The organism is Geobacter grbiciae, assembly GCF_018531165.1.
GTDB lineage: Bacteria > Desulfobacterota > Desulfuromonadia > Geobacterales > Geobacteraceae > Geobacter > Geobacter metallireducens.
Genome location: NZ_JAHDIW010000009.1, coordinates 1 through 13,644 on the forward strand (window position 1 = coordinate 1; position 13,644 = coordinate 13,644).

A 13,644-nucleotide genomic window follows, 5' to 3' on the forward strand; every position below is an offset into this window, starting at 1 on the left:
ATCCTTTTCCATTGACGACCTCCTTGAACACGTAGATTTACCTCATTTTCGTGTCCAAGAAAACCGGGGCCGCCATAAAGAGTACTATTACAAGGAATGCGCCATCAATGCCCGGAACCCCCAGAACGAGGCCGATCCCTCCGAGCGCGAGTTCTTGGAGCGGGCCGGCCACGACCCGACAGTGACACGGTTCAACGGCGTGCGCAAGATTGGCGGCAAGCTGTTTTTCGTCTCCATGGTACGGGGCGAATCAATGGAGAAGTCCTGCCTGCTCTGCCACAGCAGCCCGGAGAAGGCGCCTGGCGGCCTGGTCAGCACCTATGGGCCCGACCGCAGCTTCAGCCGCCATGAGAACGAGCTCGTGTCGGCAATTTCCATCCGGATTCCTCTGTCCGAGGCCTATGCCGAGGCCAATAGCTTTTCCCTCAAGCTGTCGGCGCTGCTCCTTGCGGTGATCGCTTTGTTTTTCGCCATCAAGAGCTGGTTCTTTGGCCGCGTAGTCCTAAGACCACTGGCTTCCGTCACCGAAAGTGCCCGCCGGATCGCCCACGACCACCGTTACCTCGGCGAGCAGATCCCTCTCGGCCGCGATCGTGAAATGAATGAACTCGCAGCGTCTTTCAACGTCATGTCGACGGAACTCCACGCCTTCATCCATAACCTGGAGGAAAAGGTGGAGGAGAAGACCGCCGAACTCGTCCAGGCAAGGAAGGAGGCCGAGGAGGCGAACCGTGCCAAGGGCGAATTTCTCGCCACCATGAGTCATGAGATCCGTACACCCATGAATGCTATCATAGGGATCAACCAGTTGCTGCAGGAGACCCATCTCTCTCAGCAGCAGCGCCGGCTGGTGGACGACTCGAGCACTGCCGCCGAATCGCTCCTGACCATCATCAACGACATCCTCGATTTCTCCCGGGTCGAAGCCCGGCGCCTGGAGCTTTCGGACGAAGCACTGGAACTCCGCTCCTTTGTCGAATCGCTCCGCCGCCTGTTTGCCGTGAAGGCAGAGCGAAAAACTATCAACCTTTCGGTCCTTGTGGGGGATGAGGCGCCGCAGTTCATTTGTGGCGATCCGGCCCGCCTCCGCCAGATACTGACCAATCTTCTTTCGAATGCCATCAAATTTACCCCGACGGGAGGACGGGTCACCCTTGCGACGGATGCGGACCCTGCCGGCGGGAATCTGCTCTTCACGGTAAGCGATACCGGCATCGGGATAGAGAAGGACAAGCATGAGAGGATCTTCGAGATGTTCCGCCAGGCCGATTCTTCCACAACCCGCAACTATGGCGGAACCGGCCTGGGGCTCGCCATCTCCCGGAGTCTCGTGGAACTGATGGGGGGAACCATCGAGGTTGAGAGTGAGGCGGGGAAAGGGGCGACCTTCCGTGTTCTCCTCCCCCTGAGGCCTGCAGCCCGCCCTCCCGCGGCAAAAAACGTCGGCGAGGAGCTTTCCGACAGCGTACTTCCCGGCCTCTCAGTGCTTGTGGCCGAGGACAACGAGCTGAACCGGACGGTGGCCATTGGTCTGCTTACGGCGCTCAAGCAACGGGTCGCTGCCGTCACCAACGGCAGGGAGGCCGTTGACGCCCTCAGGGATGGCACGTACGACCTGGTTCTCATGGATATTTCAATGCCCGAGATGGACGGGATCGAGGCCACCCGGGCGATCCGCCGGGGAGACGCGGGGGAGAAGGCTCGCACGATTCCGATTGTCGCCCTGACTGCCCATGCCCTGAAGGATGACCGGGACCGTTTCCTTGCCGCGGGGATGTCCGACTACCTATCCAAGCCCCTTATCCGTGGGGAGTTGCAGAGGATGCTCCTTCGTGTCGCCGGAGAACGGGGCGGATTGCCACCCGAGGAGAGGTCCCCGATGGATGATGCTCCCGATGAAGGTTCTCCGTTTGACCTTGAATTTCAGCGGTCACAGTTCCATGACGCGGGAATCGGGGATTGCCTTGCCGAGGTACTTGCCATCTTCGCCCAGTCAACGGCGGCGGAGTGCGAACGGATGGAGGAATACCTCGCCGCCGGCAAGTACGCTGAACTGGTCGCGGCTGCCCACTCCGTGAAGGGTTCTGCGGCAACAATCGGTGCGCCCCAGGTGAGCAGATGCGCCGCCGACGTGGAAACGGCGGCTCGAAAGAGCGACGGCGCCGCTGCCGCCCGGATCATCCCCCAACTCCGACGCGAAGTCCGCAGGGTAGAGGCGGCGGTCGGCGGAATGTCCTGACCTTCCACCCGACAGAAGTTGCCTTTTTCCGCCGGATATCAGGCGACTTCTCTCCCTTTTATTCCTTCCCCATGAGCCGTTTCCGGGTTCCGCCATACCTCTTTCTGTGTTTTGGTAAAGAAAAATTTATTAAAACGAGATGGGAAAAACGGATGGGCCTATCAGGGAATCCCTGATGGCGGTCAGGGCGACTTGTCCGAAGAGAGCTCTATGTACGGCGATTTCTCTATAAAGGAGGAGTATGAGGTATGCAATGGTTTCGGAATCTGAAAATCGCGTCAAAGCTGGTGTGCGGGTTTGCGGTGGTGCTTATCCTGATGGTGGTGCTGATCTGGATCGGCGTCGCGAACATGAAGGGTATTCAGGGAAAACTCGACCGGATTGTCAAGGTCAACAACGTGCGGGCCTTCCTTGCGGTAAACATGGCCGATGCCATCAATGAGGTATCGATTCAGCTTCGGAACATGCTTCTTGACCGTAACCAGGAAAAGCGGCAGGAGGTGGCGAAGAAGCTTCCTGAGATCAGGGATTCCTACGACAAGGAGTTCGCCAAGCTTATCGAACTGACCCCTAAGGATGATACGAAGGGACAGGATCTGATTGCTAAAATCAAGACGGATCAGGAAAAGGCCCGCGCATTTAACAACAAGGTCGTCGAGGACGCCTTGGCCGGCAAGGAGGATGATGCATACGCCATCATGATGAAGGACGCCCGGCCTGCGGTACGTACCTGGCTTGACGGGCTGGACGCCCTTCTCAGCTATCAGGAGGAGCGGACCAAGGAGCGATACGACGAGGCCGTTGCGGCCTATGAAACAGCGCGGAACATGATGTTCATCATCGGGGGGATAGCAATAGCCCTGGGTGTCGGGTTGGCATTGGTGCTGACGCGGAGCATCACCAGGCCCCTCCTTGAGGCGGTCGACGTCTCCAACAAGCTTGCCGGTGGCGATCTGACTGTCTCCATCCACGCAACAGGCAAGGACGAGACTGGCCAGCTCCTGGATGCCATGTCGAACATGGTGGAGAAGCTGAAGGTCGTGGTGGTTGATGTGAAGAACGCCGCCGACAACGTGGCGGCGGGAAGCCAGGAACTCTCGTCCAGCTCCGAGGAGATGAGCCAGGGGGCAACGGAGCAGGCGGCCGCCGCGGAAGAGGCCTCCAGCAGCATGGAACAGATGTCGTCCAACATCCGCCAGAATGCCGACAACGCCACCCAGACCGAGAAGATTGCCGTGAAGAGTGCCGACGACGCCAAACAGGGGGGCAAGGCCGTTGCCGAGACCGTCCACGCCATGAAGGAGATTGCCGGCAAGATTTCCATCATCGAGGAAATTGCCCGCCAGACCAACCTCCTGGCCCTCAACGCGGCCATCGAGGCGGCCCGGGCCGGAGAACACGGCAAGGGGTTTGCGGTTGTCGCCGCGGAAGTGCGGAAACTGGCCGAACGGAGCCAGCACGCGGCAGGCGAGATCAGCGAGCTGTCTGCTTCAAGCGTGCAGGTGGCCGAGGCGGCCGGGGAGATGCTGACCCGCATGGTTCCCGACATCCAGCGGACGGCGGAGCTGGTGCAGGAGATCAGTGCGGCGTGCAAGGAGCAGGACACCGGCGCCGAGCAGATCAATAAGGCGATCCAGCAGCTGGATCAGGTGATTCAGCAGAACGCCTCGGCCAGCGAGGAGATGGCCTCCACCAGCGAGGAGCTGGCGAGCCAGGCGGAGCAGCTCCAGGCAACCATCTCCTTCTTCCGTGTGGATGGCGGGACGGTTACCGGCAGGGTGAGCGCCATGAAGAAACCCTTGACCGCCCACAAGGTACAGGTGAAGCACCTGGCGGCAAGCCACGCCAACGGCTATGCGAACGGTTATGGCAAGGAGCCCGGTGTGAACAAAAAGGTTGCCGTGGGTGGCGGTGTCGATCTTGAGATGGGGGACGACCGTCTCGACGACCAGTTCGAGAAATTCTAGGAGGCCACCATGGCGGTTTCGGAGATAACGGAAGCACGGCAGTACCTGACGTTCAGCCTGGCCGACGAGATCTTTGCTGTGGACGTGGCAAAGGTTCGGGAGATTCTCGAATTCAACACCATCACCAAGGTCCCCCAGACCCCCGAATTCATGCGGGGGGTCATCAACCTGCGGGGGAGCGTGGTGCCGGTAATGGACATGCGCTTGAAATTCGGCATGGCAGGGACGGAGCGCACCGTCAATACCTGCATCATCGTGGTGGAGGTAGCCTCCGGCGATGACACCCTCGTGCTGGGGATGCTGGCCGACAGCGTGCAGGAGGTGTTCGAGCTTGAGCCGGAGAACATCGAACCGGCGCCCAGGATCGGGACGAAACTGGACACCACGTTCATCCGGGGCATGGGAAAGCACGGAGAGCAGTTCATCATCATTCTCGACATCGACCGGGTGTTCAGCGGCGACGAGCTGTCCGGCATCGTCGAACCGGACAAGGTGGCGGTTAACGGCTGACCGCCGCCCGCCATAGGCACGCAGCGGCAAGGCCGCCTCTTTCCCATCGGGAAGAGGCGGCTTTTTCTTTTGTGCTCCCCGAATTTGCCATAACCGGCGACCATTCCCTCAGTTCTTGCGCGATAGTGGATCCATTTAAAGACGCCTAAGGAAAATTTCTTTAAGTTGCAAGGGATTTCCTGATATCTCGTTCATCGTTACATCCGAAGAGGAATAATGTAACCAGAACGCGCAGGGCAGTGATTTCGGAAAAAGGTGTCAATTCCATGGCGTTTACCTTCTTCATGCGGGACCAACCCACCCTCGAGCATGCGGCGAACCACATGATCGACTACGCCACGGGGCGCAGCCGGATCAAGGTATGGGATGCCGGCTGCGCCCTGGGCCAGGAGACCTGGACCATCGCCATGATCATGGCCGAGCGGATGAATCAGTACGGATTCCGCAACGTTCGGATCGACGCCACCGACTACGACAGCGCCAACAACTTCGGCGACGTGGTGACCCGGGCGGTCTATCCCTATGACGAGCTCAAGCGAACGCCGTCGGAGCTTTTGGAAAAGTACTTCGAGCCGGCAGACAGCGAAAACCACCTCCGGGTGGTGCCGCTGTTGCGGGATCGGGTCTCCTTCCGGTACCACGATCTCCTTTCCCTGAAGCCGGTGGGGCGCGACTACTGCCTCATCGTCTGCAAAAACGTCCTTCTCCATTTTTCCTACGAGCAACGCGTCCAGGTGCTCGGGATGTTCCACGATGCTTTGGCCCCCGGCGGGTATCTCGCCTGCGAGAATACCCAGAAGATGCCTCCCGAGGCGGCGCACCTGTTCCGGCAGGTGGTGCCCGATGCCCAGGTGTTCAAGAAGATTGGCTGATTGGCGGCGAACGTCGCCCAAGGAGTTCGCGTGGTTCTCGTTGCTGGACTTCGCATGACACGCTGCACCGTACCATTACCCCAAAGGAGGAGGAGCGTATGCAATGGTTTTACAATTTGAAGCTGAAGGCCAAGTTGATCACCGGCTTCATGATCGTGGCGGTTATTGCCGCCGCCATCGGCGGGGTTGGGATCTATGACATCAACAAGATCGATAAGGCCGACACCAAGCTGTATGAAAAGGTGACGGTGCCGATCGGTCACCTGGCTGAGATTTCGGTGGCGTTTCAACGCGTTAGGATCAACCTGAGGGATGCCGTGGGGGCCGATACCGCTGAGGAGCGCGCCAAGGCCGTTGATGCCATGAAGAAATTACGGGCTGACATCGGAAAAATCGCGGAAGATTTTGAAAAGACGATTCTCACGGACGAGGGGCGGAAGCTGTTCGCTGAATTCAAGGAATCGCGCAGCGAGTACGGGATGGCGATAGACAAAGTGCTGAGCCTGGCTGCTGCAGGGAAAAAACAGGAGGCCGAGAGCCTGATCACGGGCGAGGGGAAAAAGGCCGCCATGCATGAACAGGAAGTCATCGATAAGCTGATGGAGTCCAAGCTCAAGCAGGCCAACCTGACCTCCGAAGAAAACTCCGCAGCGGCCAAGCAGGCAACCCTCATCATGATCGTTGCCCTGATTATTGGCGCGCTTGCATCCGTGGGGCTTGGGCTGTTCATTGCCGGCATCGTCGGCAGGCAACTGGGGGGCGATCCCAAGGATGTGGGTGAGATCGCCAACCTTGTGGGTGCTGGTGACCTTTCCCGGGAGATCACCTTGAAAAATGGTGACACGACGAGCGTCATGGCCGCCATGAAGAAGATGGTGGAGGCTATCGGCGCCCTCGCCAAGGATGCCGGTATGCTCTCCCAGGCGGCAGTGGAAGGAAGACTCGCCACCCGTGCCGACGCCACGAAGCACCAGGGCGACTACCGCAAGATCGTGGAAGGGGTCAACAACACCCTCGATGCGGTCATCGGCCCCCTGAACGTTGCCGCCGAGTACGTGGACCGCATCTCTAAGGGGGATATCCCGCCGCAGATCACCGACGCATACAATGGTGACTTCAACGAGATCAAGAACAACCTGAACCAGTGCATCGTGGCGGTGAACTCTCTGGTGGCCGATGCCAACATGCTGTCCAGGGCGGCGGTGGAAGGAAGGCTCGCCACCCGGGCCGACGCCACGAAGCACGAGGGCGATTACCGCAGGATCGTGGAAGGGGTCAACAACACCCTCGATGCGGTCATCGGCCCCCTGAACGTGGCGGCCGAGTACGTGGATCGCATTTCCAAGGGAGATATCCCGCCGCGGATCACCGACAGCTACAACGGCGACTTCAACGAGATCAAGAACAACCTCAATCAGTGCATCGACACCCTCAACGGCCTTGTCGCCGACATGAACGAAATGTCCAAAATGCACGACTTGGGCGACATCGATGTCATCATCCCTGCCGACAACTACCAGGGATCCTACCGCACCATGGCCCAAGGCATCAACACCATGGTCATGGGGCACATCAGCGTCAAGAAAAAGGCGATGGCCTGCATCGCCGAGTTCGGCAAGGGGAATTTCGACGCCGAACTGGAAAAGTTCCCCGGCAAGAAGGCGTTCATCAATGAAACCATAGAAGGGGTGAGAGCGAACCTGAAGCAGTTCGAAAGCCAGCTCAACATTCTCATCCAGGCCGCTGCCGACGGCGAACTCGACAAGCGGGCCAACGCCGCCCTCTTCGTGGGGGGGTGGCAGACCCTGGCCCAAGGGGTCAACGATACCGTCGCCAACATCGTCAATCCCCTCATGGTCACGGCCGATTACGTGGACAACGTGGCGAAGGGGGTCATCCCGCCGATCATCACCGCCGAGTACAAGGGGCAGTACAACGTCATCAAGAACAACCTGAACGCCGTGGTGAAGATGATGAGCGATCTCCTGGCCCAGACCGATATCATCATCCGCGCCGCCGCCGATGGGCAGCTGGACAAGCGGGCCGATGCCTCCCTCTTTGTGGGGGGCTGGAACCAGCTGGTGGGCGGCGTCAACGACACCGTCACCAACATTGTCGAACCCCTCATGGTGACGGCTGACTATGTGGACCGGATCAGCAAGGGGGATATGCCACCAGTTATCACCAAGGAGTACAAGGGGCAGTACAACCTCATCAAGCAAAACCTCAACACCCTCATCGACGCCACCAACGGGATCGTCAGGGCGGCCCAGCAGGTGGCCGGCGGCGATCTTACCGTGGAGCTCAAACAGCGCTGCGACAACGACGAGCTGATGAAGGCCCTTTCGGCCATGGTGAAGAAGCTCTCCGAGGTGGTGGCCGACGTGAAGTCTGCCGCCGACAACGTGGCCGCTGGCAGCCGCGAGATGAGCTCCGGCAGTGAGGGGATGAGTCAGGGGGCCACGGAGCAGGCTGCCGCGGCCGAGGAGGCGTCGTCGAGCATGGAGCAGATGAGCTCCAACATCCGCCAGAACGCCGACAACGCCACCCAGACCGAAAAGATCGCCCTCAAGGCTGCCGACGATGCCCAGCATGGTGGTAAAGCCGTTGCCGAGACCGTGACGGCCATGAAGGAGATTGCCGGGAAGATCTCCATCATCGAGGAAATCGCCCGCCAGACCAACCTCCTAGCCCTGAACGCGGCCATCGAGGCGGCCCGGGCCGGCGAGCACGGCAAGGGGTTTGCGGTTGTCGCTGCCGAAGTGCGGAAGCTTGCCGAGCGGAGCCAGAAGGCTGCCGGCGAGATCAGTGAGCTGTCCGCCTCCAGCGTCGAGGTGGCCGAGAAGGCGGGCGAGATGCTAGCCCGCATTCTCCCCGATATCCAGCGGACCGCCGAGTTGGTGCAGGAGATCAGCGCCGCCAGCAAGGAGCAGGATACCGGCGCCGAGCAGATCAACCGGGCGATCCAGCAGCTGGATCAGGTGATCCAGCAGAATGCCAGTGCCGCCGAGGAGATGGCCTCTACCGCCGAGGAGCTCTCATCCCAGGCCGAGCAGCTCCAGAGCACCATCGCCTTCTTCAGGGTCGACGGGGTCGGGTCTGCCGTGCGCCAGAGCGTGCCTGCTCTCAGGGCACCCAAAAAGCAACCTGCCGGCCATGCCCAGGCCAATGGGTACCACCAGGGGAGCAGCAAGCCGGCCAAGGCAGCGGTCAATGCCGGCATTCACCTGGAGCTGAACGGGCACGACGGCCTGGACAGCGAATTCGAGAAATTCTAGGAGGCCACCATGGCGGTTTCGGAGATAACGGAAGCACGGCAGTATCTGACGTTCAGCCTGTCCGACGAGATCTTTGCCGTGGATGTGGCAAAGGTTAGGGAGATTCTCGAATTCAACGCCATCACCAAGGTCCCCCAGACCCCCGAATTCATGCGGGGGGTCATCAACCTGCGGGGGAGCGTGGTGCCGGTAATGGACATGCGCTTGAAATTCGGCATGGCCGGGACGGAGCGCACCGTCAATACCTGCATCATCGTAGTGGAGATAGCCTCCGGCGATGACACCCTCGTGCTGGGGATGCTGGCCGACAGCGTGCAGGAGGTGTTCGAGCTTGAGCCGGAGAACATCGAACCGGCGCCCAGGATCGGGACGAAACTGGACACCACGTTCATCCGGGGCATGGGAAAGCACGGAGAGCAGTTCATCATCATTCTCGACATCGACCGGGTGTTCAGTGGCGACGAGCTGTCCGGCATCGTCGAACCGGACAAGGTGGCGGTTAACGGCTGAGACTGACCACCGACGCTGGGCATTTCATCGAGCCTCTGCCCTAGTGTCGCCTGCCAATTGAAAAGGCCCCGGAAACGGGGCCTTCGCCTAAATCCTGCGAGAGTGAGACCGCTGTAACGGGTTATCCCCCGACCGTGAAGTAAACGGTTGCGCCTCTCCCCTTCTCCGCGTGCATCCAGATATCCCCACCATGACGGCTGATGATCCGCTTGACAGTGGCCAGGCCGATACCGGTTCCCTTGAACTCTGCCTCGGAATGAAGGCGCTGGAAGGCACCAAAGAGCTTATTCGCGTAGATCATGTCAAACCCAACGCCGTTGTCCCGCACAAAAAATACGGTAGCACCATCTTTCTCCTCTGTGCCTAACTCGATTTCAGCCTCGTCGGTGTGACGTGTATACTTCCAGGCATTTCCCAGCAGATTTTCCAGCACCGACCGGAGCAACGCAGGGTCTCCCTTGGCCTCAAGGCCGTCGGCGATACTCACCCGAATGGCCCGTTCCGGGGCTTCCTGCTGCAGGTCATTGACCACCTCATGGGCAAGGGTCGTCAAATTGACGTCACAAACATTCATCTCCGTTCTGCTGACCCGCGAGAGCTGCAGCAGCGCATCGATAAGCGACCCCATCTTTACCCCTGCCTGGGCAATCCGCTCAAGATAACCGACCGCATCGTCATCCAATTTCTCGTGTAACTCGTCGAGAAGGATCCTGCTGTAGCCTGTCATGTGTCGGAGTGGCGCCTGCAGATCGTGGGAAACGGAATAGCTGAACGACTCGAGTTCCCTGTTGGCGGCCTCCAGTTGGGCGGTTCGTTCCAAGACTCGCCGCTCCAGTTCTTCATTCATGACCCGCAGTTTCTCTTCCGCCTCTCTCCGCTTGGTAATGTCGTGGACGATGGAAAATAACAGCTGTTTCCCGTCGATCTCGATTGGCCCGCTGAACACCTCGACCGGATGAACCTCTCCGTTTGCCAAGCGGTGCGCAAAGCAGAAGTGCTTGCGCCCTTCGCTCCGGGCGAGAGCCATCTCTTCCGCGATTTTTTCGGGAGAAAGGGTATTGATCGTACTCATGGACATCCCCCGCAACTCATCAATGGGGTACCCGTAGTAAGCAGCCGCCGCGGGATTTGCGTCAACGATGCAGATGGATTTCGGGTCAAGAAGGAGCATGACCGCATGACTGCCCTGGAAGAGACGTCGATAGCGGATCTCACTTCTCCTCAGTTCCTCTTCGATCTTTTTCCGGTCGGTCACGTCGCGCACTACCTCGATGGCGCCGACAACGTTTCCCGAAGCGTCGAACATTGGTCTGGCAATGGCCCAAACCCATCGAGTTCCGGTTTTCATGGGGTGATCTTCGGTGACCACGTGATCCCCGTCAAATTTGACAACCGGGTAGTGGCGGCGGAGAAGGTCTTCGTCCCGGGAAAGAATGAAGTTGGCGAGCACCCCACGCGGTTCGCCATGCAATGCCTTCCCCACTTCCGTGCTGTCGCGGCCGACAATGTCTGCTGCCGGTAATCCGCTTATCGCTTCCATCTCACGGTTCCAGGCGATAACAATGCCGTTGCGGTCCAGGGCAAACATGGCATCGGGCAAAAACTTCACCAGATCCGCAAAACGCCGCTCCGAGTCCCGAAGCGCCTGTTCGGTTCGCTGTCGTTCCGCACTATCCTCGGCCAGTTTTCGTGCCATGTCGTCAAACGCGCAACCAAGCTCGCCCAGTTCGCCGCCGGAGACGTGTTCGGAGACCCTGACGGTCAGATCTCCCTGGGAAAGCTTCTGCGTGGCATTCCGGAGGGCGGTCACTTTGTCGATGAGCCCCCGTTTGCTGATGTAGGCGGCCAGAACGATGGCCATAATCATGACGGTCGTCATGACCCCCACGTGGAGCAGGAGTTCCGAGCGGATTCTCCTTGCCACCGTCTCCACCGGAATGCCGGTGCGCACATACATGTACGGCTTCTCTTCATTGCTCAGGCGGACTTTCTGATAGGCAAAATACCGTCGGATCCCGGTGATCCCGACCGCCTCGAACGTCCCCGCGTCAGGGCCTTCAGCCATGCGCCGGAAAATGTCATCCTTGTCCTGTCTTCCAATATTCTGCCTGGCTCCAGCATCAAAGAGAATGATTCCCCGGTGGTCCGTCAACACGAGAGACGTCCGTGGGGGCATTTTCTTCATATTGAGCAGTTGATGGTATTTTTCAAGGGAGAGGGCAACCATGGCAATATTCGTGATACGCCCCGATGCGTCTTTGATGGGATAGCCGAAATTGAGCGCCGGTTTGTTCAGGATCCTGCCGATAATGAATTCACCCGACGATAACTGCCCGGTTGCCATCGCGTTTCTGAAATATCTCCGGTCGGAAACGTTGATGGCGCCACGGGTCGGGAGTGCCGATGCCCAGTTTTGGCCGTTTGGATCAATCACCAGGATATTGGAGATCTGGGGGTTCTGCTTGATGAGTTCGGCGAGGAGGTGGTTTGTCTCTTCGGCGTCATGCTTCCGGATGGCTGGAAGGTGGGAGAGGGTTATGAGCAGTTGTTCGGCTCCTGAAAGAAGGACCTCTTGATGGTTACTGATTTCGTCGGCAAGCCTCTCTGCAACAAGGCGTTCTTCGTTGACAGTGTAGTTCTGCTGCCTGAAGGCCGAATACAGGATAATCCCGAGAGGGACGACCGTCATGACGACGATCAGGATTATCATATGCTTCCGTATGGAGAATGAGGGGGATGGATTCATGGCAGGTACGCTCGTTACAGCTGAAAATTAGAGGGACACGTCCTCGAAGGACCTCAATCCATGACAAAATTCGCAACTGGCACTTCTTGGGAAAAACCTGTGGATGTGAGAAATCATACATAGTTTTATTTTAAAAATAAAGTGTTTAGCGGCGCAGTGGTAAAGAATTATGGAAGGGTGTCAAATAATGATTTTTATATCGTGTTAATGGATGGCATTAAATATGCTTTTTGACGACAATGCCCCGTAATTGACTGTAACTATTATGTTGTGCTTTTTCAGGGAGGAAATCGGAATGCTGCAATCGAACATCATGGCGGGAAACTCCACGGTAAAGCCGGGACGGATGGCGCGCGCGCCCCATGCACGGCACGAACTGAAATCGACACTCTCCTGGTGTGACGAATCTCCCGCCGCCATGAAGCGGCGCGTTGCCGAACTGCTTCTCGTTGCGGAGTTTGGCGCGGTCGTTGGTTCGCTTCTCGACCCGCGGGAGGTGTGCGAGGCCGCATCTTCATGGCTCAGCGAGACTCTTGGGTGGCAACTGCTTTCGGTTTGCTGTCACGACTATTCCTCTGGCGCGATCGGGCGGGGAAGGGATGGGCGCGGTCGCTGTTTGTCAAAAAAACGTCAAGATGGCGCCACATCCCCTCTCTTTGTCGACCCTGCGCAGAAGGGGCTGAGCGACGCCGCTGACGTCTATGCAATTCCTTTCCCCGACGGGTCGGGAACGCTTTCCCTTTCCCGTCAATCGATTGCCGAATGTCAATATTCCGACGAGTTCGTGAACGGAATAGGCGAAAATTTTGCGCGCTCCCTGGCAGCTGCCCGGGAGTGTGATCGACTCAGGAACCTTTCCATGCGCGACCATCTGACTGGTCTTTACAACCGTCGGGTTTTCGAGACAATGCTTGAAGTCGAGGCCCGGAAGCGGACCACCAAGCCGTTTTCCCTGCTGTTGATCGATCTCGACGACTTCAAGCGCGTTAACGATACCTGCGGCCACGGAGCCGGAGACCAGGTTCTCGTTGCCATCGCGAAGATGCTCAGGCTCAGTTTCCGGAAATCCGATGTCGTTTCCCGCTACGGCGGGGAGGAATTTGCGGTGCTGCTCCCCGATACGTCGCAGGAGAGCGCCAGGGTGGTTGCCGAGCGGTTCCGGCAGAACGTGGCGTCGCTTTCCCTCCCCCTGAATAATGAGAAGATCATGCCGACGGTCAGTGTCGGTATTGCCTCGGTGACGTTGCGGCTGGGAATTGAAGTCGCCGATGTAATCGAAGAGGCTGACCGGGTCCTCTACCAGGCGAAAGTCAGCGGCAAGAACCGCGTCTGCTCTTCCCTGCTGGGGGAGCAGGCGTAGATGCTCATGAAAATGGAGGAAAAGACCCGAGTTTTTGTGACCTTGCGGTCTGACCGATTCTTCAGGAAAGACAGCGATAAATTCTGAACTTTACTGTAAATGTGTCGTTGACGCCGTGGCCAGTGCCACGGCGTTTTTTATGGCCACTATTGTCGCCATACT

8 protein-coding genes are annotated in these 13,644 nt (G+C 58.6%); 7 read left to right on the plus strand and 1 reads right to left on the minus strand.

From position 1 onward, the window contains the following. The 6 genes from KJB29_RS11615 to KJB29_RS11640 form a co-directional block, all read left to right on the plus strand. Positions 1-2,239, plus strand: a 2,239-nt coding sequence (locus KJB29_RS11615; RefSeq protein ID WP_246561259.1) for an ATP-binding protein, incomplete at its 5' end; no start/stop codon positions are given. 248 nt (positions 2,240-2,487) lie between these two features. Next, positions 2,488-4,206 (plus strand): methyl-accepting chemotaxis protein, encoded by a 1,719-nt coding sequence (locus KJB29_RS11620; protein ID WP_215734719.1) that lies wholly within the window; start codon positions 2,488-2,490, stop codon positions 4,204-4,206. 9 nt (positions 4,207-4,215) lie between these two features. After that, on the plus strand, positions 4,216-4,716 hold the full coding sequence (locus tag KJB29_RS11625) for a chemotaxis protein CheW (protein ID WP_215734720.1): 501 nt from the start codon (positions 4,216-4,218) through the stop codon (positions 4,714-4,716). A 266-nt stretch (positions 4,717-4,982) separates the two neighbouring features. Further along, on the plus strand, positions 4,983-5,588 hold the full coding sequence (locus KJB29_RS11630; protein ID WP_215734721.1) for a CheR family methyltransferase: 606 nt from the start codon (positions 4,983-4,985) through the stop codon (positions 5,586-5,588). A gap of 98 nt (positions 5,589-5,686) precedes the next feature. Next, complete coding sequence (locus KJB29_RS11635; protein ID WP_215734722.1) at positions 5,687-8,866, plus strand: MCP four helix bundle domain-containing protein; 3,180 nt, start codon at positions 5,687-5,689, stop codon at positions 8,864-8,866. Positions 8,867-8,875: 9 nt separating this feature from the next. Beyond that, complete coding sequence (locus tag KJB29_RS11640) at positions 8,876-9,376, plus strand: chemotaxis protein CheW (RefSeq protein ID WP_215734723.1); 501 nt, start codon at positions 8,876-8,878, stop codon at positions 9,374-9,376. 121 nt (positions 9,377-9,497) lie between these two features. On the opposite strand, the gene KJB29_RS11645 is transcribed toward KJB29_RS11640, so the two are convergent. Continuing rightward, positions 9,498-12,086, minus strand: a complete 2,589-nt coding sequence (locus KJB29_RS11645) for a PAS domain S-box protein (RefSeq protein ID WP_215734724.1) — start codon at positions 12,084-12,086, stop codon at positions 9,498-9,500. 331 nt (positions 12,087-12,417) lie between these two features. On the opposite strand from KJB29_RS11645, the gene KJB29_RS11650 reads away from it, so the two are divergent. Next, positions 12,418-13,482 carry a GGDEF domain-containing protein gene (locus tag KJB29_RS11650; RefSeq protein ID WP_215734725.1) on the plus strand — a complete coding sequence of 355 codons (1,065 nt, stop codon included), beginning with the start codon at positions 12,418-12,420 and terminating at the stop codon, positions 13,480-13,482. The last annotated feature ends 162 nt before the right edge of the window (positions 13,483-13,644 follow it).

Excerpts from the sequence above, each read along its gene's own strand:
- KJB29_RS11645 (WP_215734724.1), bottom strand. The coding sequence starts at position 12,086 with ATGATAATCCTGATCGTCGTCATGACGGTCGTCCCTCTCGGGATTATC.
- KJB29_RS11635 (WP_215734722.1), top strand. The coding sequence starts at position 5,687 with ATGCAATGGTTTTACAATTTGAAGCTGAAGGCCAAGTTGATCACCGGC.
- KJB29_RS11625 (WP_215734720.1), top strand. The coding sequence starts at position 4,216 with ATGGCGGTTTCGGAGATAACGGAAGCACGGCAGTACCTGACGTTCAGC.
- KJB29_RS11620 (WP_215734719.1), top strand. The coding sequence starts at position 2,488 with ATGCAATGGTTTCGGAATCTGAAAATCGCGTCAAAGCTGGTGTGCGGG.
- KJB29_RS11630 (WP_215734721.1), top strand. The coding sequence starts at position 4,983 with ATGGCGTTTACCTTCTTCATGCGGGACCAACCCACCCTCGAGCATGCG.
- KJB29_RS11650 (WP_215734725.1), top strand. The coding sequence starts at position 12,418 with ATGCTGCAATCGAACATCATGGCGGGAAACTCCACGGTAAAGCCGGGA.
- KJB29_RS11640 (WP_215734723.1), top strand. The coding sequence starts at position 8,876 with ATGGCGGTTTCGGAGATAACGGAAGCACGGCAGTATCTGACGTTCAGC.